General features: G+C 55.7%; 27 protein-coding genes and 3 pseudogenes. 17 read left to right on the top strand and 13 right to left on the bottom strand.

Annotated elements, in window-relative coordinates; translation table 11 throughout:
- Positions 1 to 34: 34 nt before the first annotated feature.
- Positions 35 to 577: pseudogene (gene tnpC, locus PSH88_RS19630) on the bottom strand (IS66 family transposase); the annotation flags it as partial.
- Positions 578 to 1,142: 565 nt separating this feature from the next.
- On the opposite strand from tnpC, the pseudogene PSH88_RS19635 reads away from it, so the two are divergent.
- A pseudogene (locus PSH88_RS19635) lies at positions 1,143 to 1,763 on the top strand (IS3 family transposase); the annotation flags it as partial.
- Position 1,764: 1 nt separating this feature from the next.
- Here the strand turns inward: PSH88_RS19635 and PSH88_RS19640 are convergent.
- Positions 1,765 to 3,141 (bottom strand): IS30 family transposase, encoded by a 1,377-nt coding sequence (locus PSH88_RS19640; RefSeq protein WP_305422168.1) that lies wholly within the window; start codon positions 3,139 to 3,141, stop codon positions 1,765 to 1,767.
- Between the two features lie 56 nt (positions 3,142 to 3,197).
- Here PSH88_RS19640 and PSH88_RS19645 point away from each other — a divergent pair.
- Positions 3,198 to 3,493 (top strand): annotated as a pseudogene (locus PSH88_RS19645) (integrase core domain-containing protein); the annotation flags it as partial.
- Between the two features lie 274 nt (positions 3,494 to 3,767).
- The gene (locus PSH88_RS19650; RefSeq protein WP_305422170.1) at positions 3,768 to 5,720 is read left to right on the top strand and encodes a hypothetical protein; all 1,953 of its coding nucleotides are present in this window, start codon (positions 3,768 to 3,770) and stop codon (positions 5,718 to 5,720) included.
- A 52-nt stretch (positions 5,721 to 5,772) separates the two neighbouring features.
- Here PSH88_RS19650 and PSH88_RS19655 read toward each other — a convergent pair whose 3' ends face one another.
- The gene (locus PSH88_RS19655) at positions 5,773 to 6,312 is read right to left on the bottom strand and encodes an RNA polymerase sigma factor (RefSeq protein ID WP_305422171.1); all 540 of its coding nucleotides are present in this window, start codon (positions 6,310 to 6,312) and stop codon (positions 5,773 to 5,775) included.
- A gap of 529 nt (positions 6,313 to 6,841) precedes the next feature.
- Between PSH88_RS19655 and PSH88_RS19660 the strand changes: the two genes are divergently transcribed.
- From PSH88_RS19660 to PSH88_RS19725, 14 genes are all read left to right on the top strand, one after another.
- A complete protein-coding gene (locus tag PSH88_RS19660; RefSeq protein WP_305422172.1) occupies positions 6,842 to 7,657 on the top strand; it encodes a TyeA family type III secretion system gatekeeper subunit in 816 nt (271 codons plus the stop codon).
- Positions 7,658 to 7,698: 41 nt separating this feature from the next.
- The gene (gene sctV, locus PSH88_RS19665) at positions 7,699 to 9,735 is read left to right on the top strand and encodes a type III secretion system export apparatus subunit SctV (RefSeq protein ID WP_370694710.1); all 2,037 of its coding nucleotides are present in this window, start codon (positions 7,699 to 7,701) and stop codon (positions 9,733 to 9,735) included.
- 18 nt (positions 9,736 to 9,753) lie between these two features.
- On the top strand, positions 9,754 to 10,680 hold the full coding sequence (locus tag PSH88_RS19670; protein ID WP_305422175.1) for an FHA domain-containing protein: 927 nt from the start codon (positions 9,754 to 9,756) through the stop codon (positions 10,678 to 10,680).
- Positions 10,677 to 12,029, top strand: a complete 1,353-nt coding sequence (locus tag PSH88_RS19675) for a FliI/YscN family ATPase (RefSeq protein WP_370694660.1) — start codon at positions 10,677 to 10,679, stop codon at positions 12,027 to 12,029. Before PSH88_RS19670 ends, PSH88_RS19675 begins: the two co-directional genes overlap by 4 nt.
- On the top strand, positions 12,029 to 12,484 hold the full coding sequence (locus PSH88_RS19680) for a type III secretion protein (protein ID WP_305422176.1): 456 nt from the start codon (positions 12,029 to 12,031) through the stop codon (positions 12,482 to 12,484). Before PSH88_RS19675 ends, PSH88_RS19680 begins: the two co-directional genes overlap by 1 nt.
- On the top strand, positions 12,481 to 13,017 hold the full coding sequence (locus PSH88_RS19685) for a type III secretion system HrpP C-terminal domain-containing protein (RefSeq protein ID WP_305422177.1): 537 nt from the start codon (positions 12,481 to 12,483) through the stop codon (positions 13,015 to 13,017). Before PSH88_RS19680 ends, PSH88_RS19685 begins: the two co-directional genes overlap by 4 nt.
- Positions 13,014 to 13,724, top strand: a complete 711-nt coding sequence (locus PSH88_RS19690; RefSeq protein ID WP_488803597.1) for a type III secretion system protein — start codon at positions 13,014 to 13,016, stop codon at positions 13,722 to 13,724. Before PSH88_RS19685 ends, PSH88_RS19690 begins: the two co-directional genes overlap by 4 nt.
- Position 13,725: 1 nt before the next feature.
- Positions 13,726 to 14,091, top strand: a complete 366-nt coding sequence (locus PSH88_RS19695) for a FliM/FliN family flagellar motor switch protein (protein WP_305422179.1) — start codon at positions 13,726 to 13,728, stop codon at positions 14,089 to 14,091.
- Positions 14,088 to 14,741: a type III secretion system export apparatus subunit SctR gene (gene sctR / locus PSH88_RS19700; RefSeq protein ID WP_305422180.1), complete on the top strand. Its 654-nt coding sequence runs from the start codon at positions 14,088 to 14,090 to the stop codon at positions 14,739 to 14,741. The genes PSH88_RS19695 and sctR overlap by 4 nt, the downstream gene beginning before the upstream one ends.
- An 8-nt stretch (positions 14,742 to 14,749) precedes the next feature.
- A complete protein-coding gene (sctS, locus tag PSH88_RS19705; RefSeq protein WP_305422182.1) occupies positions 14,750 to 15,016 on the top strand; it encodes a type III secretion system export apparatus subunit SctS in 267 nt (88 codons plus the stop codon).
- The gene (gene sctT, locus PSH88_RS19710; protein ID WP_305422183.1) at positions 15,017 to 15,811 is read left to right on the top strand and encodes a type III secretion system export apparatus subunit SctT; all 795 of its coding nucleotides are present in this window, start codon (positions 15,017 to 15,019) and stop codon (positions 15,809 to 15,811) included. It begins immediately after the preceding gene.
- Positions 15,808 to 16,884 carry a type III secretion system export apparatus subunit SctU gene (gene sctU / locus PSH88_RS19715; RefSeq protein ID WP_305422184.1) on the top strand — a complete coding sequence of 359 codons (1,077 nt, stop codon included), beginning with the start codon at positions 15,808 to 15,810 and terminating at the stop codon, positions 16,882 to 16,884. The genes sctT and sctU overlap by 4 nt, the downstream gene beginning before the upstream one ends.
- 66 nt (positions 16,885 to 16,950) lie before the next feature.
- Positions 16,951 to 17,889 carry a CesT family type III secretion system chaperone gene (locus PSH88_RS19720; protein ID WP_305422185.1) on the top strand — a complete coding sequence of 313 codons (939 nt, stop codon included), beginning with the start codon at positions 16,951 to 16,953 and terminating at the stop codon, positions 17,887 to 17,889.
- Between the two features lie 404 nt (positions 17,890 to 18,293).
- Positions 18,294 to 19,292 carry a hypothetical protein gene (locus PSH88_RS19725; protein ID WP_305422187.1) on the top strand — a complete coding sequence of 333 codons (999 nt, stop codon included), beginning with the start codon at positions 18,294 to 18,296 and terminating at the stop codon, positions 19,290 to 19,292.
- 120 nt (positions 19,293 to 19,412) lie between these two features.
- Here PSH88_RS19725 and hrpT read toward each other — a convergent pair whose 3' ends face one another.
- The 10 genes from hrpT to PSH88_RS19775 form a co-directional block, all read right to left on the bottom strand.
- Positions 19,413 to 19,616 carry an HrpT family type III secretion system protein gene (hrpT, locus tag PSH88_RS19730; RefSeq protein WP_305422188.1) on the bottom strand — a complete coding sequence of 68 codons (204 nt, stop codon included), beginning with the start codon at positions 19,614 to 19,616 and terminating at the stop codon, positions 19,413 to 19,415.
- Entirely contained in the window at positions 19,613 to 21,697 is a 2,085-nt protein-coding gene (sctC, locus tag PSH88_RS19735; protein WP_305422190.1) for a type III secretion system outer membrane ring subunit SctC, read from the bottom strand. Before sctC ends, hrpT begins: the two co-directional genes overlap by 4 nt.
- 65 nt (positions 21,698 to 21,762) lie before the next feature.
- Entirely contained in the window at positions 21,763 to 21,987 is a 225-nt protein-coding gene (locus PSH88_RS19740) for a type III secretion protein (RefSeq protein WP_305422191.1), read from the bottom strand.
- Between the two features lie 65 nt (positions 21,988 to 22,052).
- Positions 22,053 to 22,571: a type III secretion system stator protein SctL gene (gene sctL / locus PSH88_RS19745; RefSeq protein WP_305483325.1), complete on the bottom strand. Its 519-nt coding sequence runs from the start codon at positions 22,569 to 22,571 to the stop codon at positions 22,053 to 22,055.
- Between the two features lie 75 nt (positions 22,572 to 22,646).
- Complete coding sequence (locus PSH88_RS19750) at positions 22,647 to 23,171, bottom strand: type III secretion protein (protein WP_305422194.1); 525 nt, start codon at positions 23,169 to 23,171, stop codon at positions 22,647 to 22,649.
- Entirely contained in the window at positions 23,168 to 23,980 is an 813-nt protein-coding gene (gene sctJ / locus PSH88_RS19755) for a type III secretion system inner membrane ring lipoprotein SctJ (protein WP_431312685.1), read from the bottom strand. Before sctJ ends, PSH88_RS19750 begins: the two co-directional genes overlap by 4 nt.
- 15 nt (positions 23,981 to 23,995) lie before the next feature.
- On the bottom strand, positions 23,996 to 24,364 hold the full coding sequence (locus PSH88_RS19760; protein ID WP_305422196.1) for an EscF/YscF/HrpA family type III secretion system needle major subunit: 369 nt from the start codon (positions 24,362 to 24,364) through the stop codon (positions 23,996 to 23,998).
- 255 nt (positions 24,365 to 24,619) lie between these two features.
- A complete protein-coding gene (locus PSH88_RS19765; protein ID WP_305422197.1) occupies positions 24,620 to 24,952 on the bottom strand; it encodes a type III secretion system major pilin HrpA in 333 nt (110 codons plus the stop codon).
- Positions 24,953 to 25,005: 53 nt separating this feature from the next.
- Positions 25,006 to 25,194, bottom strand: coding sequence for a hypothetical protein (locus PSH88_RS19770; protein WP_305422198.1), 189 nt, complete (start codon positions 25,192 to 25,194; stop codon positions 25,006 to 25,008).
- A 132-nt stretch (positions 25,195 to 25,326) separates the two neighbouring features.
- Positions 25,327 to 26,181, bottom strand: a complete 855-nt coding sequence (locus PSH88_RS19775; RefSeq protein WP_305427031.1) for a sigma 54-interacting transcriptional regulator — start codon at positions 26,179 to 26,181, stop codon at positions 25,327 to 25,329.
- Positions 26,182 to 26,269 lie beyond the last annotated feature (88 nt).

Raw genomic sequence — 26,269 nt, forward strand, 5'->3', positions numbered from 1 at the left:
AGGGTATGCATCCACCCAACTTACCTTGTGTAAGTTAGGTCGGCACCCATTGATGCGGCAAAAGGTTACCGATTTCACTCGCCCGCTGCGTTGGCAGGCGCGTGAGGACGTCCTTCAAATAAGCATACGGATCATGCCCGTTGAGCCGCGCCGACTGGATCAAACTCATGACCGCCGCCGCGCGTTTACCGCTGCGCAGTGATCCGGCAAACAACCAGTTTGAGCGTCCAAGTGCCCGCGGCCGGATCTGGTTCTCGACCTGGTTGTTGTCAATGGGCACAGCCCCGTCGTCCAGGTAGCGCGTCAGCGCTACCCAGCGTTTAAGGCTGTAATCCAGGGCTTTGGCTGTTGCCGATCCGTTGGGCACCAGATCACGCTGGGCCAACATCCAGTCATGCAGCGTTTTGATTATCGGGGCTGCCTTTTCCTGGCGTATTCGCCAACGATCCTCATTGCTCATGTCTCGTGCCAAGCGTTCAACTTCGTACAAGCCGCCAATCGAGTGCAGCGCCTGTTCGGCCAACTGGCTTTTGTTCGCCACGTGCAGATCGAAAAACTTCCGGCGTGCGTGGGCGATGAACACGTTACGCATTTGGCTGTGAGACAACCCCATCGCGTGGTTCGCGATAATCACGCGTTCGGATTCACTGAAGATTGTTGGCGTCATGTCTGCCCGACCGGCCAAACTTTCGCTTGCAAACTGAACATCGCGCTCAGCACTTAGCAGTACGTCAATCACCTCCTGCTGATCCATCGGAGGGAGGTCGATGTGATAGACAAACTCCTCGGACAGCGCATCTCGGCCGGCGATGACGTACGTCACACCGAGCTCCTCAATTGTCGCTAGGGACGCCTTCAAACTTGGGAGGTTTTCAGGATTGGCCTTACTGCGATCAAAAAAGTACTGGTCAAAAATCACCGTACCTCGACCATTTTTATCAGCCTTGCCAGCCAAGTTCTTAATGAAATCGGGCGAAGGAACTTGCTTGAAAGGCATGCTTTCAAACGTCTTTTTCCGTTCCTTCGCTGCCGAACCGACGACTTGAATAGCCCGGCTCATCTCAAACGTGTTGATGGCCTCCGAAACGTAACCCTCAGGGAAAGACTAGCCCTCGCAGGGTGTGGGGGTGACCATCTCATTAGGCTACCGCGCTCTTGATGTCGGAAGATCACGAGCGTTCGCGCTGATTGACCAGTTGAGCGCCCATGAGCCAGTTGATTGGCTGTGCAAGGTGTTTGAAGTGACTCGTTCGTGCTACTACGCCCAGCGTCTTAGGCGCCTCACGCCCGATGTTGAACGGCTTAGGTTGCGCAGCCGGGTGAGCGAGTTGTTCACGCAAAGTCGCAGTGCGGCGGGCAGCCGCAGCATCCTGTCGCTGATGCGTGAAGACGGTGAGCAGCTCGGTCGATTCAAAGTACGCAGCTTGATGCGCGAGCTTGATTTAGTCAGTAAACAACCCGGATCACATGCCTACAAACGAGCGACCGAAGAGCGACTCGATATCCCGAACATCTTGAATCGGGAGTTCGATGTTCCGGCACCCAACAAGGTGTGGTGCGGTGACATCACCTACATTTGGGCCCAGGGGAAATGGCATTACCTGGCTGTCGTGCTGGATCTTTGCACGCGTCGGGTGGTGGGCTGGGCGTTGTCGGAAAAGCCGGACGCCGATCTGGTTATCAAGGCGCTCGATAAGGCTTACGAGCAACGAGGAAGACCTCAGGGCCTACTGTTTCACTCAGATCAAGGGTCGCAGGGCGGATTCAACCGGTCGTCGCAACACTGGATTGTTGAATTGATTTTAGATACTTGTTTAGTGCTTCGGCAGGTGTTTTCCAGCCGAGTGTTTTTCGAGGCCTGGTGTTCAACGCATGGGCTACGGCTTGGATCTCATGGGCGCTCCAGCGAGACAGATCGGTACCTTTCGGGAAGTATTGGCGCAGAAGACCGTTCGTATTCTCGTTCGTGCCGCGCTGCCATGGACTATGAGGGTCAGCAAAGAAGACCTTCACTCCGGATTCGATGGTAAATCGAGCGTGATCCGATAGTTCCTTTCCACGATCCCAAGTCAAAGATCGCCACAATTCGATGGGTAAATCAGTCACCGTCTTCTTCAGTGCGTTAGCCATAGTGACAGCCCCGTAGCCGGCCAGCGCCGGGCCGTTCTTCGTTCGAGGAGTTAGCCCATAACCTTCCTCGCGAGGCAGGTGGACGAGCATGGTGAATCGAGTTGAGCGCTCGACCAGCGTTCCAATCGCGGATCGGTTCAGACCGATGATCAGGTCTCCCTCCCAATGCCCTGGTACAGCCCGGTCTTCCACCTCAGCAGGGCGACTGGAGATCATGGCATCCTCGCTGACGTGCGCCCACGTTTTGGCCTGCGCCCTAGCTCTCGGCACACGTAATGCTCGCCCTGTGCGCAGGCAGCTCACTAGCTCGCGCTTAAGAGCTCCTCGCCCCTGAATATAGAGGGCCTGATATATGGCTTCGTGAGAGATGCGCATGGATTCATCGTCCGGAAAATCGATCTTTAGCCGGTTGGTAATCTGTTCGGGCGACCAGCTATTGACCCATTTACGGTCACTGCGATGTGGTTTATTTCTGCCTTTGAAGGGAGCTTGTCGAGGCCCAACAATCTCGCGACCATTAGTGCCGTGAACTTTACCCTCCAGACGGTCTTGCACGTAGTGACACAGCCGCGGATTAGTCAACAGTTTCGCTGGCTTCGGTCTTTTGGCAATCAGTTCTGCCTTCCATTGTGCAACTGAAGCTCGATACTCAAGCCGACCGCAACGAGTTGCAGCATTACGTGTCAGTTCCCGTGAAACTGTCGATGGGCTTCGTCCAAGGAGACGCGCAATCTCACGTACGCCAACACCTTTCGCCCGAAGCAGCCCAATCTCTTCTCGCTCTGCGAACGTTAAGTACCTTCCGGATATTTGGTTAGACATGAACAATGGCATCCCGCCCCGATGACGGAACCAGCGTGTGCCTACCGCTGATGATACGCCAGTAGTCTCTGCTGCCTTTTCGCTTGTGATCCCGGTTGCGATTTGTTTCCAGAACAGCCGCTCGATTTCATTACGAAGTGACGGCGCACCTGGCGAACGCATCGCTCCACGCCCCGTCAACTTTTGCATCCAGCCTGCAGGCCGCCCCATAAACACCTCGATCAAAGGTGTTGCGACGACCGGTTGAATCCGCCCAGTATGCGAGTCGTTCATTTCGTCAGCGATTGTGGCGTTATCGCATGCGCCAGAGCATGAGTCGCCGGGGGAATTGCTGGGACACGCGCCAATGGAACGCGTGTTCCGCAGCTTGAAAACGGAATGGATACCGACCACGGGCTACAGAACGGCTCAAGAAGCCCAGCGCGATATCAGCCACTTCTTGATGCATCGGTACAACTGGGTTCGCCCCCATCAATTCAATGGCGGGCTGGCGCCAGCTCGCGCCGAAGAAAAACTTAACGTCGTGTCCGGGATTAGTTGACCACTACACTTTTCGTGCCTGAAAAGGAACTCGAAGCGCCGCAAGACCACCCATGCAATAACCAAAGGCCACAATAATGCCATGCCGGTGTCCCGCCTTATTCCTGAGCGGGACACTACGCAACGGCAAATAACACATCCTTGGTGGGAGAAAATGACATGTCGATTGCAGCTAATTGCACTTTGATAGACGCTTTTTGCACGTTGAACCTAATTGGTACTTCGCCCGATCTTCAACCGGACACCTACTTCTCGGTCTCTGCCAGGAAAAGTCGATGAGCATTCGACAGTTAGAGGCAAATTCGGCCGCCTCGAAAATTTGCAACATCGCCGACAACGCCACCGAACCAACCCAATTGGATGGCGCTCGCCCTTCTCTAAATGCAGTTGCCCCAACCAGTTTTCTACCCCCCGGAACATCAGACACCCCCTCCTCTCTTCCTTACTCGCAACGTTTTCTAAGTCTACTTTCCGGCCTTTGCGAACCGATGCCCTCGTTCGAAAAACTTGAGCATACATTCAACACCGCGTCCGCCAATGGAGATGCGCAAGGGGCCGATCGACAACAGGCGTTTACGGAGCACGCACATCAGTTGAGCCGACACCTGGCAATGCTTCACTTGTCTGGCAAAGATCAACCAGCGATCAGAGGTGAAGTAGCGGAGTATTCCAAACAAGCCAGCCAGAGCATTTATCGCTCACTGGTAGATGCGATCGATACGCTAAAAAAAAGAGCCGCCACGCTCGGGCCATCAGAAGTAGATACGGTTCAGAAGGCGATCACTACCCTCCAGGAGTCGTTAAAGCAGCTGGACACAGTGCTCAGGCATGCGCAACTTGACGCCTACATTGACGAGCTAAATAACGCTCATCAGTCGCTCGGTATCAAAGGGTGGGCAGGGCCGATACTCGCTGCCAGCATTCCTCAGTTCGTATCTTCCTTGACGCATTTGGGTTACGTGCGTTCTGCGACTGGAGAGGCGACCAGTAAGCTTTTTTCTGGCGTGCGCTGGAGGGAGTTAGTGGGCGGTTCGACATTGACCGGCGCCACCGCAGGCATCGCCCACGAGGGAGTCAACAGCGTGGTCAAACCTGTCTTTCAGGCGATTTTTCACGCAACCACGCTAGCACAAAAAGCCGACATGGTGAGCCTTAAGCCTGTGCCAGGAGAGCGCGTCATTCCTGATCCACTGCCATTCAAGAACTCCGATGGCGCGCTGAAAAACAAGCCACCAAAGGAACTCGCACTAGAGCTGGATCTAATCAAGGCACAACGCGTACGACTTAGCCATAAACGAGCTCTGGGTACTACAACGCATATCGCGGGGGAGGCGGTTCCTTACGCGATGTTTGGTGGAGCCCATGCAATACGCCAAATCCTTAATGACCTGACGAGCATAAATGGCACCACAATAGATGCCAAAGCACTAGCTTCCGGTGCCGCTGGTGCGGTGACTGCTGGAGCACATACAGCCATTCAGCTGGGCACGACCTTCACTGACACACAGGGGCGGTCTTTTCCGGTCTACCAATTGGACCGCACCCCGAAATCCTTGCGTGCCGAGTTGGCGAAAGGCTTGGACTTACGTAAAACCACAGTGCGCTCTGCGTTTACCAGCAAGCTATTTTCCGGCATACAGAGCGCGACCCTAAGTGCCATTTTACCACCCGCATCCGTGGCAAAACGCCCATCAATCGCAAATGTCGGACCGTCCCCGCTGACCACTTTGCAGATCGTCGGCAATGCTCTTCTCGCCGCCGCCGGCTCGGTCTGTTATCTGTCGACACTTTATTCCAGCCAGGCCATTGCAGGAGAAAATGCGGCACGTAGGAATGTTTCAGATGTCTCGCCTGTCATGTTCGATAGAACGCAGACGGCCATTCAAAACATCCTGCGTCCTGGTCGTACAGATCTACCGCATTTGACCTCCCGCACCACGTTACGCGGTATCCCACACCAGCTTGAAAATGTGACCCACGTCGCTCGAGGCGCGCTACAAGTTGTGCCCCAGACCATGACAGACTTAACCAATGCGGCCACTGCACTAATGATCAATTGCGCCTACTCCTTAGGTGAAACGGTCAACTCGCGCTTGGGAAACTCTAGCACTTTATCTTCTGAGCCCGGCAGCCCCGGCGCCTCGACTATTGCAGAAGAAACAAGACGCATGAGTGATATGGAGACAGGCCTGTCTCGCTCACCCAACTCCTGCAACGCCCTCGATTGAGCATCGTTGCCCTTAAGCTGACAGCGCGATTCGACAATAAGGACCATCTGGTTTAAACGAAAGGTCCCAGTTGATTTTTTAGCTGCTGTCGAGCCCGAGAGAGCCTAGAGCGCACGGTGCCTATAGGTATCCCCAACGACAAAGCCGTTTCTTGATAATTACCCCCTGTGTCCAGGGCCACTTCGATCACTTTCTGCATATTCTGGGGGAGGCCTCGAATGGCCGTCATCGTTCGCAGCAGTTCTCGATGATCGTTGACCTGGTGGCTGAGGTCCGTCTGGATGTCCAGATCGGAGTGCAGGGAATCGTCCCAACTTTCTTGACCCGGTTCTCGGTACACGCGCCTGAAGTGACTGCGGATGAGGTTTAAGGCAATTCCGCACAGCCACGTCTGTGGCTGACTGGCGTTGCGAAACTTGTGTTCGGAACGCAGCGCTTCAAGGAAGGTACCTTGAAGGATGTCATCCACGTCATCCGTGTTCATGACACGTTTGTGAATGAATGCTCGCAAAATTTTCACTTGAACGTGGGTGAGTTGACGAATTCCGGAGGACACTGAGGTGGTGAAGGACTCTGGGTTACTTGGGCACATGTCATTGACCTGGGTAGGGAATCTCCAAGTCCTGTTCCAATATGCATGCCAGATTTTCAGATCATCTATCCGTCTGATTTATAAGTCTTATTTCACCGGCGATTTGCTGTTTTGTGCAACATTCGGCACTAGACCGATTTGTGCCAGACAGTATTTGGCGCAGCTATAAAACCTACTCCGCGTGGGAACCGGAACTCACCTGCAACCACTCAAATGCCATGACCACGCCCGGAAGCGCTTTATGAGAATCGTCGCTCCACTTTCAACTGGGTCCCCGCAACCGCCCTTGATCAGGCCTCCCAAGGGCGCAGTGCCTGCAGTGCCCACGCATGCCACTGTTCCCGCTAACAGTGAGCAACCGGTACAAGTTGCCCCCGCCCATAATCAAGCCCAGGTCGGACCTTACCTGGCGCCTGCCAGCGATCAATCGCACGGCAAAAATCCGTTCCAATCCCAGTTATCGAGGGATAGGGCTGTTCACCAAAAGTTAAAGGGCTCTTATGCGAAGCGACTGGACAAATCGGCGAGGATGCTGCGTAACAACCTGCTGGGCAAACAGCCAAGCCTTGAAGATTTGCTGGCTTTGGTGGATGGAGAACCCGCCATGGCGATGGCGGCGTTGCAGACCGCTGCCCAACAGGCGAACGCTGAAGGCCACCCCGCCGAGCATGCTGCCCTTTCTGTCTGGGCCAGAGAGCTGGGCATCAAACATGGCGGCACCCGGCGAAGCGATATCAGTGCGCTCAGACCGTCCACGAACTCTGGCGCTAACAGGCGACGTCGCATAGACACACGTCACCTGTATGGCGACGCCACTGTCATGGACAGCGTGAAAGGACTCATCGAATTACTGATGGGTGGCCAGGAAAAATCCGAGCATTTCCAGCTGAAGCTGCAACAAATGCAAAGCACGATCAAATACGATCTCGCTGCAATGGCGCCGACAGCGTCTCAGAAGCAGATACGCCCCATAGTGCATGCATGCAACGTTGTACGACACGTAGCGGTGCTTCTGGATGGATGCAAAAAAATTCTCAAGCGCATGAGCGGTAAGAACCCCTTGGGGATTACGGAACCAGTGAACTTTCTCCAGTCGCTGCTGCGCCTGTCAGCAGACGGTTTGCAAATAAAGGAGACCCAAAGCTTGGCTCGAGTTATCGGAGGCGAACACCTCAAGCATCAGCTGGCATTTCTCAATGCCCTTCGCCCCATGGTGCAAGAATTACCCCTGGTTCTGTGGCGGGACCTGGACAAGCGACGCCTGGCGCTGAACAATCTTCGCGCGCTAATGACCCAACTGACTGAGCAGGAACAAATTCAGAACCTGGGCAGGATTGCCCCGTGAACTACATTATCAGCCTGTTGAACAAGCTGGCGTTGGCCGCGATGCATCGCTCGGAAGTCGTGGGCGCTTTCGTGGTCATTGCGATCATGTTCATGATGATCACGCCGCTGCCCACTGGTTTAGTCGACGTTCTGATCGCTATCAATATCTGCATCTCCTGCCTGCTCATCATGTTGGCCATGCATTTGCCTCGGGCGCTGGCGTTTTCGACTTTCCCTGCCGTGCTGCTATTGACCACAATGTTTCGCCTGGCGCTGTCCATCTCGACCACACGTCTGATCTTGCTCGATCAGGATGCCGGGCACATTGTCGCGGCATTTGGTGAATTTGTGGTCGGTGGCAACCTGGCCGTAGGTCTGGTGATTTTCCTGATCCTCACCGTGGTGAATTTCATCGTCATTACCAACGGCTCGGAGCGCGTTGCCGAAGTCGGCGCGCGCTTTACTCTGGACGCCATGCCCGGCAAGCAAATGTCCATCGATAGCGATCTACGCGCCAACCTGATTTCGGTCGATGAAGCACGCACTCGACGATCCGAATTGGGGAAGGAAAGCCAGTTGTTTGGCGCCATGGACGGCGCCATGAAATTCGTCAAGGGCGACGCGATCGCAAGCCTGATCATCGTCGCTATCAACCTGATCGGCGGTATCGCCATTGGAGTTTTACAGCATGACATGACCGGCGGCGACGCCTTGCAGCTGTACGCGGTATTGACTATCGGAGACGGGCTGATCGCACAAATTCCCGCACTGCTGATTTCTGTCACCTGCGGCATGATCATTACGCGCGTACCCAGCGACAACGCCGTACCTAGCAACATCGGCAGGGAAATCGCCGAACAAATTACCAGTCAGCCCAAGGCGTGGATCATGGCCGCTATGGCCATGCTCGGTTTTGCCGCTTTGCCGGGTATGCCAACAGCAGTATTCCTTGTCATCGCATTCATCTGCGGCGCTGGAGGATTGTTACAGATCAGTCGGGCCAAACCGACTTCCACAGCTCCGATCATCGCGATATCACCCGAGATGAACGGCACTGAAGACTTGCGCAGCTTTACCTCCAGCCGTCAGTTCGTGATGCAATTTCATTCCGATCAAGACACTGGTGCGGTGGATCGACTGGTGGTGGAGATTCGCCAGCGACGCAATCGCCTCGTCGTGCAGTTTGGCCTGACGTTGCCCTCTTTCATCATCGAACGAGTCACTAATCTTGAACCTGACGAGTTTCGCTTTCTGATCTACGACGTGCCGATGCTCAGGGCGACATTTACCCAGACTCACGTCGCAATCGGTACTCAAGACCTACCCGACTCAAGCGAAACCGGCAGCCTGGATCGCGAGGAAGAACGGTGGGTATGGACACCGAAAGAAAGCGCTGCCGCTCAAGACCCGGCCATAGAATCAGTCAGCTCAAGCACGCTGATCGTCGAGCGTATGGAGCGCGCCATGCAGCTCAGCGGCCCGCAATTTATCGGAATGCAGGAAACCAAGGCAATCTTGAGCTTTCTTGAACTGGAGCAACCTGAACTCGCCCAGGAGGTGCAACGACTCTTGCCACTGGCACGCTTCTCGGCGGTGTTACAGCGCCTGGCGGCCGAATGCATCCCTATCCGGGCATTACGTGTAATTGCCGAGACCATGATCGAGCATGGCCCTCACGAGCGTGAAATCACCGTGCTAACCGATTATGTGCGAATAGCCATGAAGACGCAGATCGTTCATCAGTACAGCGGCCCGGAAGGTTTGCTGGTGTGGCTGGTCACGCCGGAGAGCGAAGCTATCCTGCGCGACAGCCTTCGTCAGACGCAGACTGAGACGTTCTTCTCACTGGACAACGACGTGAGTGAAGTGCTCTTGCAACAGATGCAGATGGCGTTCCCCCTTCATGCCTTGGAAACACCCGTCATGTTGGTGGCTCAGGATCTGCGCAGCCCTTTGCGCACACTGTTACAGGAACAATTCCACCACGTGCCGGTGCTGTCCTTTGCTGAAATCAGTTACAGCTCCCAGGTCAAGGTATTGGGCCGGCTCGACTTGGACTTTGACCAAGCCCCTTTCGATGAAGAGTACGCAGCCTGATGCGCCGGAGACGATCGAATGTATGAATTGAGGGTGTTGAATGGGCTGCACCAGGGAGCGGCACTGCCATTGGTTGGTGATCAGTGGGACATTGGCTCGGACGCTGAGCTGGACCTGGCCCTGTACGATCCAGGCGTGGCGGGTCTGCACTGTCGCTTGCAACGTGTTCATGACCAGTGGCAATTGCACGCCATGGACAGCGTCGTCTGCAACGAACAGGGTCATGGTCAGGCCGTGATACACCTTACGCCCCATCTAAAATTCACGCTGGGTACCGTTTGGCTTTGCTTGGCACACGCACAAGAAGCCTGGGACGATTGCCCAACACTCTTGCCCCAAAATGAAGATCTGACGCTCCTCTCTGGCAGCGCTAGTCACCTTGAAAAAGCAACCGTGCGGTCCCGTGTATTTAACCGGGTCAGCGGCGTGGTCCTCGGTCTTCTGATCGGCGTCGTAGGCAGTGCCTGGAGCTTAACCCGTCCGGTAACGTCCGTAGCCCCTCAACCTGTGGCAAGTGAGGAACCCTTGGTTAAGGCTCCACTGGACAGTGTTCCAGGGCCAGATCGTATCGAGGACGCGCGGCGCCATCTCATCACGATGCTCAAGGAACGCCTGCTCGATCAAGTGTCGTTGCACCAGACGCCCGAAGGTTTGACGCTCACTGGTCATCTTGATGGTGAATCACTGCAGGTCTACCTACGCATGCTAGAACAGTTCAAAGATCGCTACCCCTCCTCCATATCGCTCGTTGACAACGTGTCGACCTCGAGTACCGGCTTGCCTTTCGTCATTGTGCAGATCATGGCCGGTCCGCTGGCCCACTTGGTCATTGCTGACGGCCAGAGGCTTTACATCGGCGATGAGCGACAAGGTTTGCGCCTGACCCGGATCGATGACCACAGGATCAGATTCGAAGGCGACCGACATTTCGAGGTTCACTGGTGAACGCGGCGCTGGCGCAGTGGACAGCCATGCAACAGGCACGCTTGGCCAATTTTTCTGCCGTCACTACCAGCGGTCGGGTAAGCGCTGTGAGCGGCATTCTGCTGCAATGTCAGATTCCGGCCGCCAGAATTGGAGATCTCTGCGAAGTCAGCAAGGCCGACGGCAGCCTGATGTTGGCCGAAATCGTCGGTTTCACCACCGAGTGCACGTTACTCAGCGCTCTCGGTACCCCGGACGGTATTCAGGTAGGCGCTCGCATACAGCCACTGGGTATCAGTCATCGCATCGGTGTCGACGACAGCCTGCTGGGGAGCGTGCTGGATGGCTTTGGCCGTCCCCTGCAAGGCAACGCCACAGGAGCATTCGCTGGGCCAAACGATCGGCGTGTGACCTTGCCGGTTATCGCCGACGCAATACCGGCGACCCTGCGCCCACGCATAACTCAAGCACTTCCCACCGGCATTCGTGCCATCGACGGGCCCCTTCTGCTCGGCGAGGGGCAGCGCGTCGGGTTGTTCGCGGGCGCCGGTTGTGGCAAGACGACACTGATGGCCGAACTTGCGCGCAACATGGGATGCGACGTGATTGTGTTTGGTCTGATCGGGGAACGGGGTCGAGAGCTGCGGGAGTTCCTTGATCACGAGCTCGATGAGACGTTGCGCCAACGGTCGGTATTGATCTGCGCGACTTCGGATCGATCGAGCATGGAGCGCGCACGTGCCGCGTTCACAGCGACCGCCATCGCCGAGGCCTATCGAGCTGAGGGGCGCAAAGTATTGCTGCTTATCGACTCATTAACCCGCTTTGCTCGTGCTCAGCGGGAAATAGGCATTGCAGCGGGCGAGCCTCTGGGTCGAGGCGGATTACCCCCATCCGTTTACACCTTGCTCCCCAGACTCGTGGAGCGGGCAGGCATGAGCGAAAGCGGCTCGATCACAGCGCTTTACACGGTGCTCATCGAACAGGATTCCATGAACGATCCAGTGGCCGACGAAGTGCGCTCGCTGTTGGACGGCCATATTGTGTTATCGCGCAAATTGGCCGAACGCGGCCACTATCCAGCCATTGATGTGCAGGCCAGCATCAGCAGGGTGCTCAGTAACGTGAGTGGACGAGAGCATCAGCAAGCCAACAACCGATTGCGTCGGCTGATGGCTTGCTATCGCCAGGTGGAAATGCTTTTGCGGCTGGGCGAATACCAGCCGGGCGGCGATCCTGTGACCGATTGTGCCGTGCAACTCAACGATTCGATCAATGGTTTTCTGCAGCAGGACCTGCGTGAACCGGTGCCGCTGCAGGACACGCTGGATGCGCTGATGCACCTGACTTCGCAATTGCCGGAGGCGTAATGGACGAAGTACTGGAAGAAGATCCGCGGCAAATAGAGCTGGAGCAGGTGATTGCTGTTCTGACCCCCCTGCGACAGCATCGACTGGCTCGGGCCGAACGCGATTTACATCGAGCGAAAGACGATCTGAAGGCAATGGAGGAGCAACTGGTGAAGGCTCGTGCGCTATTGGATCAAATGCACGAAGAACAGCAAGAACGTCGACGAACGCTGGCTCAAATGCATCTGCAGCAAACCACGAAACGGACCACCATCGATCAATGGCGCGCCGAAGAGCAACGCATGCTCGATCGAATCGCAAAACGGCGTCAGGACATCGACGAGCAGTCTTTGAGCATCGACGCGCAGAAAACCCTACTCGAACAATTTCGCCAAGCCGCCACAGCACGACAGCGTGCGGTAGAAAAGTTGGCCTGTCTGAGTGAAGCCCTGAATGACGGAATCGAAGCCAAATGAGTACTCCCATCAAGCCCACGGCGCATTCGCCATCCAGAATATCACCTATTGAACGCCCGACAGTCCAGGACGTTCATCGACCTGGTCAAGCCGCAACGCGTCGGGGCGAATCCGACAAGATCCGCCCCACTGCAGCTGGACAGTCCGCGGATCAAGTATTACCGGCAGACGGCCTGCTATTCGCGCAACTACTGATGCCTCCCGGGGGCGCCCTCTCCGATAACGCATCTGAAGGCGGGTTCGGTGTGCCGTTACAGTCTGAGGTCATGATGGCGCAGTTGGTGGACGAACTGGTCTGCCAACTGCCGCTCCAGGCCGAACACCCATTTAATTTCACGCTATCAATGCCACACCTGGGCAAGGTCCAGGTCAAGGCTAATAAAAACGCCACTCATTGGGCTATCGAACTGAGCTTTGACCGCCCCGATACGCTTACCCGCCTGCAATCCCGTCAAGGTACTTGCGAACAGGCACTCACTCAGGCTCTGCGACATCCGGTACAGCTGTCTATGCATGAAGCCTCAGAACAGTGACAGCGCTAGGGCTGCGCAGCGTCAGCAACCTGGCTGCTCAGGCTTCTCGTCTACTGGGGCGGGGGTTGACGCTGGACTTTGAAGCAAGGGGCCTGGGGGGCAGCATCAGGCTCGAGCCGAGTGAGCACTGCATCGGTCCCGGAGAAGACGCAGTGCTTCTTGACAGCGCCATCGGGCCAATTCGACTGAGTGACGCAGGTGCCGTTCTTAGCCTGCTGGGGAACTTGCCGGTGGTGGTTCAAGGCCCGTATCAGGCGTGGTACTGGCAACTCGTCAATCAGCAACTGAGTACTCCGATAACAGCACTGCTAGCACCGATAGTGCCAATTTTGGAAGACGTGATCGGGGTCGAATACGAAATCGGTTGCCGATTGCAAGTGCGCTTGGGAGAAGAGTGCGTCCACGCCATATTCAGCACCTCCCCCGCCTCTTTGCTGCGCCTGCTCGAGGGCGCGCGCTGGCAGGCCGAAGAACATCACCTCGGCGATGACTGGGATGTCTCCCAGCCCTTAGTAATTGGCGAAGTGGCGCTAACTGTTGAGCAGTTCGAGTCCCTGCGCCCGGCGGATGTATTGCTGCCTTCCATTAGCTATTTCGATATCGATGGCGAAGGCCGGTTGGACTTCGGTGGCCTCCATTGGACAGTCGCTGCACAGGCACATGCCACACGAATAGTTGTACGACTGACTCACGAGGAAATCTTTTAAAATGGCAAACGATGAACTGGATCAGGAAGACTTGCCGGAAAACCCTGATGAAGACTTCATGCAGGAGCAGTATGAGGATGAGGATGACGACGAGGAAGAACGTGAGTCACCAGAGCAAAGTCTCGCCTCGCTGACGCTTGATCCGTTGAGTCAGATGTCTCTGGAGTTCACTCTGCGGTGTGGAATCTTGACGCTGACCCTCGGTGAGCTGCGCAGACTCGCGCCTGGCGTGATCCTGGAAGTGGCCGGCATCGCCCCAGGGCACGCGACCTTGTGCAAAGGCGATCGGGTGGTAGCCCATGGTGAGTTGGTCGACGTGGACGGGCGTTTGGGTCTGCAGATTACCCGACTGGCACCCCTGTCATGATAATGGACGGGATGAATCCCATACTGCTTGCGCTGTTTCTGGGCGCGATGTCGCTGATCCCCTTCATGTTGATCGTCTGCACAGCCTTTCTGAAAATTGCGATGACACTGCTAATCACCCGCAATGCGATAGGGGTTCAACAGGTACCGCCGAACATGGCGCTATATGGCATTGCGTTGGCCGCAACTATGTTTGTGATGGCGCCGGTCGTGCACGAGATACAGCAACGGCTAGAACAGAACCCATTTGAAGCTGGTGATACCGAACAATTCAAGGCAAGTGCCGCCAGGGTGATCGAACCTTTGCAGCGGTTCATGACGCGTAATACCGACCCGGACGTGATTACCCATTTGCTGGATAACACTCAACGAATGTGGCCCAAGGAAATGGCCGACAAGGCGTCCAAAGAAGATTTGATGCTGGTCATACCGGCTTTTGTGTTATCCGAGCTCCAGGCCGGATTCGAAATCGGTTTTCTCATCTATATCCCTTTTATCGTTATTGACTTGATCATTTCCAACCTCCTGTTGGCGTTAGGCATGCAGATGGTTTCCCCCATGACTATTTCACTACCGCTCAAGCTATTACTTTTTGTGCTGGTAGAGGGTTGGACACGCCTTCTCGACAGCCTTTTTTATTCTTACCTTTGAGGTCAACCGTGGAAGCGATGGCGTTGTTCAAGCAAGGCATGTTTCTAGTGATCATTCTCACGGCTCCACCCTTGGGGGTTGCCGTGCTGGTTGGCGTGATAGCGTCACTCTTGCAGGCCCTCTTGCAGATTCAGGACCAGACCCTGCCTTTTGCCGTAAAACTGGCTGCAGTCGGGCTGACGCTGTCCATGACCGGCCGCTGGATCGGCGTGGAGTTGATTCAGTTCATCAATCTGGCCTTTGACTTGATCGCCCGCACTGGAGGCCGACACTAGATGCCCAACGATGCTCAGGAGGCTTTTGAACTAATGCTGGGTATCGGGCTCGCCATGGCACGTCTGCTGCCTTGCATGATGCTGGTTCCCGCCTTCTGCTTCAAATACCTGAAAGGGCCGCTGCGTTATGCAGTGGTCGTGGCAGTGGCGATGGTGCCAGGCCCTTCGATTGGCCAGGCCCTTACCCGTCATCAAGACAACTTGTTCGTCATCGGTGGGCTACTGATTAAGGAAATCATTCTGGGCACACTCCTTGGCCTACTGCTCTATGCCCCGTTCTGGATGTTCGCATCAGTGGGTGCCTTGCTGGACAGCCAGCGCGGCGCACTCAGTGGCGGCCAGATCAATCCGTCGTTGGGACCGGATGCTACCCCATTGGGTGAGTTGTTCCAGGAAATGCTGATCATGCTGGTCATCCTGTCAGGCGGACTTTCGCTACTGACCCAAGTAATCTGGGACAGTTACAGCATTTGGCCGCCTACGTCCTGGTTCCCCGGCATGACAAAGGATGGCCTTGACCTATTCCTTGATCAACTCAGTCGGACCCTGCAACACATGATGCTGTACGCCGCGCCCTTTATTGGACTGCTTTTACTCATTGAGGCGGCTTTTGCGATGATCGGCCTGTACGCGCAGCAACTGAACGTCTCGATTCTGGCAATGCCAGCCAAAAGCATAGCAGGCCTGGCCTTTCTCTTGATCTATCTACCGGCCTTAATAGATCTGGGGGAAGGTGAGCTGTCTGCATTGCTGGACTTGAAATCGCTTTTGCCGCAGTTGGTTCAAGTCCCATGACCGAGAAAACAAAACCAGCCACACCCAAACAGCTGCGTGACGCCAGGGAAAAAGGTCAGGTTGGGCAAAGCCAAGACTTCAGTAAAGTGCTGGTGCTGCTCATGGTGAGCGAAGTTACACTTAACCTGGCAGAGGAAAGCATGGTGCGCTTGCAGCGGATGCTGGCGCTTCCGCTTGACCATGCCGGCGAACCTTTTATGGGTACAGTCGCTCGGATCAGCAGCGAAAGCGCGACGGTATTGATCAGTTTTATTCTTTGCAGTGTCGGTGTCGCAGTCATCACTCGAATGATAGGCACGTGGATGCAAATCGGCTTTCTGTTCGCCCCAAAAGCGTTGGCGCCGACGCTTGAAAGGCTCAGCCCGTTAGGGCAAGCGAAACAAATGCTTTCAATGCAGAACCTAACCACGTTAACGCTGAGCATACTCAAAGCGGCGGCCATTGCAATTACGCTGTATGTATTGATCAAACCGGCGCTTAGTACGCTCATCCTGTTAGCTTATTCTGATCTGAATACTTATTGGCGTTCGCTGGTGCAAGAATTCCGCCATATATTGCGTTCCACTCTTGGCCTGCTACTGGTCATCGGCGTGATCGACTTCGCCGTGCAAAAATATTTCCACGCTAAAAAGATGCGAACCAGTACTGAAGATATACAGAAAGAACACAAACAAGCCGAAGGTGATCCGCATGTCAAAGGTCACCGTCAACAGCTGGCACGCCAGTTGTCCAATGAGGCCCCGAGCGCACCCCGCCCATCTGTAGACACCGCGGACCTGGTAATCGTCAACCCGACCCACTACGCCGTTGCCCTGTATTATCGCCCGGGCGAAACCCCTTTGCCGTTAATTCATCGCAAGGGTATGGGCGACGAAGCCCTGGACATAATCGCCCTTGCCAAGCGCGCGAAAATCCCGGTCATACAGAGTATCTGGCTTGCCCGGACACTCTATAAAGTCAACGAAGGCAGGTATATCCCACGCCCTACTCTTCTCGCTGTCGCGCATATATATCAAGTTGTTCGCCAGCTGACAGACGTTCCGAATGAAGTTATTCGGGTCACAGATGCCTGAGTCATTCATATGTTTGTCATGTATATAATGCTTAATAAGGTCTAATGTCTGCGCGGAATCAGAACAATGAATTCACGATTTCGATCGACCTTTATTTCGCCGGCGACCTTGCGCCATTCAACAGAGGCGCACCACTGGCTTCAAGAGGCTGCTTTGTACCTGGGTGTCTGCGATGGCGAAGCGCAGATCTTCACCGAGACAGGTCTCCTGAGACTGCCAGGTATGTCCATCCAGTTGCGGCTGTGGCACGACGAACCTGTACCGCAATGGCTCGCGCTGGGGCTTCTGCCTCGTCCTCCGAACGTGTCGGTACCGCTTTGGAATGAATTACTGTTACGCGGCAATTGCACAATAAGTGCGATGGGTGCCTGTACAGCGGCCCTCGACGAACGGGGTCATGCGGTACTGATCAGCCGGCTCACTCAAGCTCATTCGGCGACCTGTGAATTGGGTGAACAACTTGCGCTGATGATCGCACTGGCTGAAAGTCTGGTGGGTGGCGCCATCGCGCTCGGCGCGGGCCCTTTCCCTTCCGAGCTGCCGGCGCGACCTCACACTCTCCCTGAAGTTTCTCAAAAAGCCACCAGCCAAGCGTCGATAGCGCACGACTGGCATCTGCCGCTACTTGCTCAAACGCTGCATTATTTGGGTGATCCCACACCGTTGGTGCACGTCGAGACCATCGGCGTGATTCGCATCGGCCCACAGCATCTGGAAATCATTGCCGACGGCGACAAGCGTCACCTGTTGATTAGCACCCCCATCGCCCGCTCCCTGCATTCTTCGGCTCAAAGGCACTTGGCGTTGCGCGCCAATCTGGAGCTGATGGCCTTAACCGGCTGCACCCTGGCGCTGGCTCCCCATGGCGCTTGCCTGCAGGGACGATGGGACACTTATGGCCTGGACGGTTACGCATTGGGAGACTGGCTGGGGGATATTGCTCAACTGGCTACGGCGTTAGGCGCAAGATCACCTTCAGTATCTGCAACGGAGTTAAGACCATGAGCCGGACGACACTCCCCTGCGCAACCTCGCTACCGGCACCACCTGCACTACTGACCAATCACGCCTGTCAGATGTCAACGCTGGAGCAAGGCCTCAGACCAATACCTGACCTGGGGTTAAAAGAACGTGCCACTCGCGTATTTGCGGGCCTTAGCCCGCATTTTCATCACGATTTTTCGGCGCGTACGTGGCAATCGATCAGGAGCACCACCCATGGCCTGTACGACCGCAGTTGCCGATTCGGCAGTGCGGCAGGTCAAAGCCTGAAGCAGGGAATTACACAGTCCTGGACCGACAGCCTTGCCAACCTACCCGCCGGGCAGACCGTCCTTGCGGTGTGCGGGCAGACTTTGCAACAAGTCGTCACCTGTGGTCTTCCAACCTACGCCAGAGAAGTGGCGTTCATGCACACTTACAGTGCCCTTGCCAACGGCCTTGCCGCAAAAAGCCCCGCTGCCGCGTTGACGCTGCAAACCGCCATCTCCCTGGTGAGCATTGCCAGCCAGGTGTATGTGCGTCAACCTCGACTGGAACGGCCGGGAGCAGACTCTACTGTGGCTGTGCGTGGTCATTTTGGCTTAAGTGAGGCGCATTGGCAGGGACTCAAACCAGAACATCGCGTGGATTTGAGCCGCAGACAAAAACAGGATTCACGCAATGTCACCCGCAATCAGGTACTTGCCGAGGTAATTTACCTCAGCCTCGGTGCGCTCGGCACGGCCAGAGGTGATGGTGCCCTGAGTGCCCGCATACTAGCGACTCAGTTACGCAACGTCGTCTACGCTGGCTCGCGGGAGGTCATGCAGGCGAGTATCAGCCTGACCGGCAAGCAGGACGACACCGTCAGTACCCACGGGGTTAACGAAAATGACATGGCGACTTTAGGCTGGGCCTATGCGGCAATGACACTGACCATGGGTTTCGTTCAGGATTCAATCAGCCAACAAACCTTGCCTCCTGGTCAGTCGCTATCCAGCCCGGCTCTGACCGATAACCGCCAACGCCCATTACAAGGTGCACAGCTGGCCCGGTCTATTCAGGCTTTGGCCGGCATGCGCGCAGGTTTCAACACCATCGTCGCAATCATGGATGGACATCTGGCCAAGCATTTTGACGCTCGCCAAGCCGGCACCACGCAACGGTTCAAGGCGACCCTGCCACTCAAGGATTATGAGCGCGTATTGGATCAGTCGGTGGCTCGAGTGGGGTGGACTAGCCTTGCCAGTGCCGCCAACATGGCCATGGGCGAAGTCTCGGCTAATCTGTCACCTGCCTTGGCCAGCTTTCTCGGCAATACGGCAACGGCGGCGGCTCTGGGGCTGGCTTATCGCACCGTCAATCAGACCTTCCAGGCCCATGGCTGCGAACGCAAGGCCAGTGCGAGCGCTACACCTCTACCCTGACCGATGGCATGCCTCAAAACGACGTGGGTCGACTGATCGATGTCATGGCCGAAGCTCCGGCGCGTAGCGCCAGCTCTCCAGAGGCACTGCCCCGGATGGACCCAAAGGCAGTACCCGTGCTCAATCCTTGAGTGGGACGACCGTGAAATCTATCTGGTGATCGCGCTCATCCAAGCCCTGCCGCATTTCCAGAGGCCACCAGATAACCAGATCGCGATCGGACGAGTCCGGCCGCTTGCAGGCATCTGGTGAGCAACCTGAATGGACGCAACCGGTCAACAGCGCCGGCAGCATGAACAAACTGAAATATCGATGCGGGATCATGGGGTCACTCTCTGGAGAAGCGAGGCTCGGGCGGGTGCAGTCTGTTTCGCGGTTTGCGGCTGGCGCATTGCGATGAACACTTCGCTTTCCTCGCCCGGCTGCAACCAGGCGTGTGGCCAGGCACTGACACCAATGACCCAGCGCCCGCCGCAGCGGCCTTCGTCAAGACGCAAAGGTTTCGAACCGTTGTTTCGTGCAACGACAACCGCCACGCCCCAATCGTCGTGAGCAAACCACTGCGAACTTTGGCTGTCCAGCTCCAGACCATTTTCAGGAGCACACAGACTTTGTGCGGCGAAGGGCAACTCTTCGCCACTGCGCAAGCCCACAGGTGTTGTACCGTTGAGCAACTCCTTGAAGGCCTGTTGCACGTCACCTCTTGTCGGCTCGAAACGGTTATCGCGGCGTGCGGCAATCTTTCTCATCTGTTCATCCAGATCATGGGGGTTACCGTTTTCCACATAACGTGACGGATTGATCTGGTCACCGACCAATCGCGGCGTAAGAATAAACAAACGCTCTCGGTTATTGACCTCGCGGTTGCGCCACTGAAACAGCAACTTGCCTAACACCGGTATGTCACCCAGCAGCGGAATTTTCTTGATCTTTTCGTTCGCTTCCACCGCATGAAGACCGCCTATGACTAGAGAGCCGCGTTCCGCGATTACGGCCTGGGTGCTGATGTTGCCCTTTCGCACACTGGGCTGCGTATCGTCAATCTGGGAAGGATCGATTTGACCGTCTTCAATGTCGACGATCAATTCCACCTGGGATTTACCATTGTGCTCTAGCGAACGAGGGATGACTTGCAGGCTGGTACCAGCAATGATCGGGGTGATGCTGGCGACACGTTCGGCAGTCGCCTTCAAAAATTCAGTGCGGCTGAAGTCGATCACGGCCGGGTGGTTTTCCAACGTCAGGATCGAAGGGTTACCGATCACCGAGGCAGAACCGTTGCCTTCCAATGCCCGCAGCTCGGCGGCGAACTTGCCCGCGTCCTGAATGAAGAGAGTTGATCTGCCGCCTTCCAGCATGTTTGCGCTGCCACTGACACTACCGGATTTAAAGTTCCAGCGACTGGATAACTCCGCCAACTCGTGTCGATCGATGTCGAGAATAATTGCATCGATCTCGATCAGTTGTCGCGGCACGTCCAACTGCTCGACCAACTTCTGATACAGCACTTTGCGATGAGGCAGGTCGTAGATCAGCACTGCATTGTTGCGCACGTCGGCACTGACGGCGATGCGCGTTTTTTTCGCGCCGATGCTGCCGGCGCTGCTGCGGTTAACGTTGCCGCCAAGAACTCGGTCCAGCCCCTGCTCCAGCGACGTCGTGTCCAGAGCTCCATACCCTGTGTTGCCATAGGCGGCGTTCTGTGCGCTGCCGAGAGGACTGGCAGGCAGCGAACCGAATTTGCCAGCCGCTATCGACTCTCCCCGAGAACGCGCGCCCAGCAATTCCTGGAGCATGCTGGCGACACCAGGCACGGTCATCTGCTCATCGCGGTAGCGAATGGAGCGGTCGGCGGCGTTGGCGTACTTAAGAGGCAAGACGATCACTTCCTGCTTTTCAGCTTCACCCGCCCCCGCGGCATCACCGATGAATTCACGTATGAACTCGACGTATTTTTCGGGTCCGCGGACCAGCACAACCCCCTGCTCTGACAGGACACCCCAGCCAAAACGAGGATCTAGCAGGCCCACGTCGGTCAGCGCTTCTTGCAGGTCATCAAGTCCGTCGGACGAGACCTCGATTCGGGCAGACGTCTGCCCGTTGGTTGGACTGACAAACAACGTGTCGTTATAGACGAACCACTGAAAGTGATGCTCCTGCCCCAAACGATCGAGGAACGCCTGAGGATTTTTAGCACGAAAACGTCCATTGAGGACGCCTTCCATGGGGGGCATGTCCAGCACCAGACCAAATTCCCGGGCAAAACCACCCAAGGTGGTGGCCAAATCGGTCTGCTGCGCGTCGTATGCGTAAGCCGTGTGCTTCCAGGCTTCAGGCACCGCCGCCCATAAGGGTGTTTCGATGCCGATTAAGAGAAAAGGCAACCATTTGTAGGCCTTACGCATTTAATTCTCCAGCTTGCCAGGATGGCAGTAGGCGCACGGCTGTAGGCAGAGCCAAACAGGAGTATTCACTGAATGCCATCAAGAATCGCCTTGGTAATGCCGTTGTCTGCACGCTGTGCTTCAGTCATGACAAAAGATGCGCTGGCAACCCCACGTGCAGCTTCAGTGAAAGCTTGCATGTCTTCAATCGTGCCGCTTTCGGAGGCGGCAGCTGCCGCGTCGTCAAAATCGTCATTGGCCTGGTTCATCGAGCGATCAAGGCTGTTACGAAGGTGTTCAAAGTTCAGCATCGAAAATACTCCTGTCTGTTGGTTGAGCTTGAGTGGTTGAACGCCTGCGGTCGGTTCCCTGGTGCTCATTGAAGGCGGGTCAGTACCCCGCGACGCAAGCTAGGCCAATCTATTTCGAACGCACCCGAGGCGTGGCTCAGACGCAATGCTTCAGGTGTCAGGTCAGGGTCTGCCTTGAGCTGCCAGTGTTGCGCAAAGCGGTTTTCGGTCAGCCATGCGCGCAAAGGTTCAACCACATTGGGATGGCAGTTAAGCGTGCCGATGGGTTCATTGGGCTGACTACTGGCCAGATTTCTGACCAGAGCGCGGATGCGCTCGAATAAACCCGCTTCATCCAACAAACGCCCGAGTGCCACATCCAGCAGCGTTTCAGTCGAGGCAATTGCATCACGTTGCAGACTCACGCCCTGTTGCTCAAGGGAGCTCAGGAAACCTTGGGCGGTCGCCCAAAACTCGGTGGTCGCCTGATCGAGCAGCTGCCTGACTTCATCTTGTGCAGCACTTATCAGGCGGTCGGCTTCGATATGTGCCTTGTCCAATACTTCGCTGGCAAGCAGTACGTCCGCCAGATGCTCTCGGCGCACAATTATTTCTGCCAAAACCGGGGGTGCCCCCAAAGACAATCGCCGTTTCACCCACATGCGCAGTGCTCCTTGGGGTTACTCAAGAGCGACTCGCCAGAGCACGGACTGCCAAAGAGTCTGAAGCTTCTTATCAGGCAAGCCGTTGACCCATTGACCAGGCTCTCCAGGGGCCCACATCAGTTGCAGTCTCGACCAACAGCGTTCTCCCACAAAGGCGCCAAGCAACACGCGCTCATCCTCGATCCCCGGATGGATCCATTGCCCTGGACGGATCGCTTTGGCCAATCCATAGCACCAGCCATCTTCAAGATCAGGGGATGCCGCTTGCGCCGGTTTGGCAAAACAGACTCGCTGTACCAGTGAGAAAGCATGTTCACGCTGCTTCGGGGTCAACGCGAGCCACCGCAGCAGTGCTTCCACGGGTTCCGGCGGCTGAGAAGGGACGATACCAACAATGCGCAAGAAGTCGACATGACGACTGCGTGCCACCGCATTGCAGTCGCCGGACGACAGCCCGCCGAGAGTGGCAAATTTCGCTTTCCACTCAGGATGAGCCCAATGCCAGGGGGCGCACCACCACTCCACCCATTGGCCGGTCATGTGCCTGCCGGTGTAACCGGTCGCTCGCCTCGACGAAGTTTGGCCCACGCCGATCTTAGGCGCGTGCCCGCTGCCCTGCGCCAATCGGCGCGCAGGCTCAGCATAAGGGCCGCTATCAGCAATGGGAGCAGAAGAACGCCGCCGTAGGTCATTTTTTTCCAGAATCCAAGATTCCGGCTGTCTATGAAAAAGGGACCAAACTCAACCAGTCGCTCGGTCTCCTGAAACTCTCCCGCAGGCACAAACACAATGGAAATTTTCTTTGAGTCGGACGTTTCTCCGGACATACCAGGAAGGCTGCTGGCAACCATCTGTTGAATTCGCCCACGAACGCTGTCGGGGTCCAATGCCGAAGAGTGCTTGACGAACACTGCCGCCGACGCTGGCTGTATACGCTCACCCGGGGCGATGCGCTCGGGCAGAACTACATGAACTCGCGCCACGATAACTCCGTCAACTTGGGATAACGTCGCTTCCAGCTCTTGCGACAATGCATAGATGTAGCGGGCTCGCTCTTCCAGCGGTGTGGAAATGACGCCCTCTTTCTTGAATATTTCGCCCAGACTGGTGCGCAAGCGCTTCGGTAGTCCAGCGGCGTCCAGTAGCCGCACTGCCCGATTGAGATCGCTGGTCGCAACGACGATCGCCACGCCCTTTTTTTCCTGGCGCTTATGAGCATCGATGCGATGGTCATTCAGCTTGGCCACTACATCGTTGGCGTCTCGCTCGGACAATTCACCGAACAAATCAGTAACATCGCTACAGCCACTGAGTAACAGTACATACAACAACAGACACGGCCACCGAATTTTCACAAAATTCCTTTACTGCAGGTTTGTAAGTTTGTCGATGGCTTGAGTACCATTTTTGATCACCTTGGTCGTCAATGCCGTGACGTGCGAAAATGTTGCGAGATCGTGAGTCAATTTGGATATGTCCGTCGGGTCACCCGACGCTGCCACCTTTTGAAAAGACCGTAGCGCCTGCTGCGAGAGTTTGTCAGAAGACTCCAGGCCTTTGGACAATGCAGCGCTTGCCCAATCACTGAGAGGGTCTGTTGAGGATGTTGGTTGAGGTTGCATAGCCGAACTGAAGAGGTCGGTATCCGACTGCGAGGGAGGCATCACCAACCCTTGCTCAAGTCTCAGGTCGGGCATACTGGTTTCCACAGAACTGGCAGCAGAAATAGCCATTAGGGTTTCCCAAGAAGCGAACGAAAAAATTAAAAGTCTGGTGACTACTATGTAGCCACAAAACATCGCGTTTACTGGCTGGCGTCTACTAAGCCAATTCAAGCATTAGCATTTAGAGCTCCGTTCAGCCAAACCCATCTGGCACGCTGAACGGAACTATGACGGAACCGCTTGCAGTAAACTCTGACCGCACAAACCGAAAGCTCTCGTCAAATCGTCTGATCCGACCCAGCCACCGATTTAAACCAAGAGTTGTTAATATTGCAGGCCCTTGGCATTCGCTGCTTCGGCTGAAAAACGCTTGTTATGAGTATCACCACGGCCGGCCTCTATGGCTGCCGCTGTATCGGCAAGCTTCTTGGTAGTATTAGCCTCATCTTGTGCACGAGTCGTTTGCGCACTGATTTGGTCTTGATGTCTAGCAGACTCGCGTATGGCATCTAAAGATTCACTCTCGCCAGTGGCGTTGTAACGCTCCCGCTCGTTCGCTACTTTGCCATGCGCCGATTTCGCTCCTGAACTTAGATCGCCGCCCAATCCAACAACTCCGCCTACCACACTGTTGATTGCATTTCCTATATCAAACATAATTATTGCCTCTTGAGTGATCCCGACCGAACGGCTGGAGAGTACGAATGTGTTTAATAAATGATTCGGCCGGTGTTGCCTGACGCTGCCGACTCCGATGGGTTAGTGTGTTCCGCAGAAACGTCTGACTTCGGTTGGAGCTGCTGGACCGCTGCTGTGGCGCCTTTGGTCAGGTCCGCAAGATTACCAATGAGTTGTGGTATTGCATGACGTTCGAGCATACCCGCAATAATACCGATCATAGTGTTGCTCCTGGAATTAAAGCCCACGTAATCGCGGGTTACTATTGGGTGGTAACGAGTCCCTGTTCGGTTCCGTATTCGTGTACTTAAAAAATTTGACCGAACGTGGGGGTAAGTGCGGCGATGCCCTCCTCAGACACCCAGCGCCTTCATACGGTGATAAAGCGTGCGGCGAGGTATTCCCAGCTCCAGGCTGACGGCTTCAATGCTATTGCAGTGGCGTTTAAGCGATTCCTGAATCAGGACTTTCTCAATAATCCGCAGTTGTGCCTTGAGCCCAATTGCGACTGCGGGCTCAGTACAAAACGTCGCATCGAGCAACGGCGCGCCCAGCACGAATCGATTGGCTGCCGACTTCAATTCACGAATGTTGCCTGGCCACTCGTGCTGAAGCAGGACTTTACGTACGGCGGGGGTGACCACTTGTGCATCTCGCCCCAATTGGTCAGCCGACGCGGCAATAAACTGAGTGAACAGCGGAACAATTCTGCACCGGCGGTCGCGCAAGGCTGGCAGCTGCAAAGCAATGACGTTGAGACGAAAAAATAGATCGCGTCGAAACGCCCCCCCCTCGACCATCTCACTGAGTGAACGTTGAGCGGAAGCAATCACGCACAAATCCAGTGCAATAGCGGTAGTGGACCCCAAACGCTCTACTGTACGAGTTTCAAGCACACGCAACAGTTTCGCTTGTAGTGCAAGCGGCATACTGTCGATCTCATCCAAGTAAAGCGTTCCACTTTGCGCCGCTTCGATGTACCCGATACGTGATCGATCAGCGCCCGTATAGGCGCCACTCATCACACCAAATAGCTCGCTTTCGGCAAGTGACTCGGGAATCGCGGCGCTGTTCATCGCGACCAACCGTCCTTTGCGACCGGAAAGGTTATGGATTTGCTGAGCCAGAGTATCTTTTCCGGTCCCGGTCTCTCCCGTCAGTAGTACATCGACACCCAACTCTGCGATATGCCGGACATTCCTCGCCAGATCATCTACGTCGTGAGGTTCAACTGACCGGTGATCGCGAATATCTTTCACGAGCCCCCCTGGTCTTTCGCCTCGCACCTGGATTGAA

It is taken from the genome of Pseudomonas wuhanensis (assembly GCF_030687395.1).
Taxonomy (GTDB): Bacteria; Pseudomonadota; Gammaproteobacteria; order Pseudomonadales; family Pseudomonadaceae; genus Aquipseudomonas; species Aquipseudomonas wuhanensis.

Excerpts from the sequence above, each read along its gene's own strand:
- PSH88_RS19640 (WP_305422168.1), bottom strand. The coding sequence starts at position 3,141 with ATGCAAAAGTTGACGGGGCGTGGAGCGATGCGTTCGCCAGGTGCGCCG.
- PSH88_RS19650 (WP_305422170.1), top strand. The coding sequence starts at position 3,768 with ATGAGCATTCGACAGTTAGAGGCAAATTCGGCCGCCTCGAAAATTTGC.
- PSH88_RS19655 (WP_305422171.1), bottom strand. The coding sequence starts at position 6,312 with ATGTGCCCAAGTAACCCAGAGTCCTTCACCACCTCAGTGTCCTCCGGA.
- PSH88_RS19660 (WP_305422172.1), top strand. The coding sequence starts at position 6,842 with ATGCTGCGTAACAACCTGCTGGGCAAACAGCCAAGCCTTGAAGATTTG.
- sctV (WP_370694710.1), top strand. The coding sequence starts at position 7,699 with ATGCATCGCTCGGAAGTCGTGGGCGCTTTCGTGGTCATTGCGATCATG.
- PSH88_RS19670 (WP_305422175.1), top strand. The coding sequence starts at position 9,754 with ATGTATGAATTGAGGGTGTTGAATGGGCTGCACCAGGGAGCGGCACTG.
- PSH88_RS19680 (WP_305422176.1), top strand. The coding sequence starts at position 12,029 with ATGGACGAAGTACTGGAAGAAGATCCGCGGCAAATAGAGCTGGAGCAG.
- PSH88_RS19685 (WP_305422177.1), top strand. The coding sequence starts at position 12,481 with ATGAGTACTCCCATCAAGCCCACGGCGCATTCGCCATCCAGAATATCA.
- PSH88_RS19695 (WP_305422179.1), top strand. The coding sequence starts at position 13,726 with ATGGCAAACGATGAACTGGATCAGGAAGACTTGCCGGAAAACCCTGAT.
- sctR (WP_305422180.1), top strand. The coding sequence starts at position 14,088 with ATGATAATGGACGGGATGAATCCCATACTGCTTGCGCTGTTTCTGGGC.
- sctT (WP_305422183.1), top strand. The coding sequence starts at position 15,017 with ATGCCCAACGATGCTCAGGAGGCTTTTGAACTAATGCTGGGTATCGGG.
- sctU (WP_305422184.1), top strand. The coding sequence starts at position 15,808 with ATGACCGAGAAAACAAAACCAGCCACACCCAAACAGCTGCGTGACGCC.
- PSH88_RS19720 (WP_305422185.1), top strand. The coding sequence starts at position 16,951 with ATGAATTCACGATTTCGATCGACCTTTATTTCGCCGGCGACCTTGCGC.
- PSH88_RS19725 (WP_305422187.1), top strand. The coding sequence starts at position 18,294 with ATGCACACTTACAGTGCCCTTGCCAACGGCCTTGCCGCAAAAAGCCCC.
- hrpT (WP_305422188.1), bottom strand. The coding sequence starts at position 19,616 with ATGATCCCGCATCGATATTTCAGTTTGTTCATGCTGCCGGCGCTGTTG.
- sctC (WP_305422190.1), bottom strand. The coding sequence starts at position 21,697 with ATGCGTAAGGCCTACAAATGGTTGCCTTTTCTCTTAATCGGCATCGAA.
- PSH88_RS19740 (WP_305422191.1), bottom strand. The coding sequence starts at position 21,987 with ATGCTGAACTTTGAACACCTTCGTAACAGCCTTGATCGCTCGATGAAC.
- PSH88_RS19750 (WP_305422194.1), bottom strand. The coding sequence starts at position 23,171 with ATGACCGGCCAATGGGTGGAGTGGTGGTGCGCCCCCTGGCATTGGGCT.
- PSH88_RS19760 (WP_305422196.1), bottom strand. The coding sequence starts at position 24,364 with ATGGCTATTTCTGCTGCCAGTTCTGTGGAAACCAGTATGCCCGACCTG.
- PSH88_RS19765 (WP_305422197.1), bottom strand. The coding sequence starts at position 24,952 with ATGTTTGATATAGGAAATGCAATCAACAGTGTGGTAGGCGGAGTTGTT.
- PSH88_RS19770 (WP_305422198.1), bottom strand. The coding sequence starts at position 25,194 with ATGATCGGTATTATTGCGGGTATGCTCGAACGTCATGCAATACCACAA.